General features: G+C 34.3%; 1 protein-coding gene. It reads right to left on the bottom strand.

Annotation, left to right across the window (positions count from 1 at the left end):
* Positions 1–268: carboxymuconolactone decarboxylase family protein (locus SCA31_RS23640; RefSeq protein ID WP_410699449.1), on the bottom strand; the 268-nt coding region annotated here is incomplete at both ends.

Raw genomic sequence — 268 nt, 5'->3', positions numbered from 1 at the left:
GAGCTTCAGGCCAGTCAACAGGCACTTTTGCAACAGCAAACAGATAATTGGTCATCATTTTATCGCCAATTGCAATAATAGTATCTACAAGATTAGCCTCTGTATAACCACTATTAAAGAACTTTTCTTTTAGGAAATCTGTAGCTTCGCCTTTGTTTTCAACAATACTTTTTACAAGATTTGCTAACGCTTCTAGCTTAGTATCAAAAGAGATGGTATTTTTTCTGATTTCAATGATCTGTTCATCAGTGAAACCGTTTAATTTAGC

Origin of the sequence: Chryseobacterium sp. SIMBA_028 (assembly GCF_046535285.1) — a bacterium.
In the GTDB taxonomy this organism is placed as follows: domain Bacteria; phylum Bacteroidota; class Bacteroidia; order Flavobacteriales; family Weeksellaceae; genus Chryseobacterium.
This window is presented reverse-complemented; position numbering and strand designations above follow the sequence as displayed.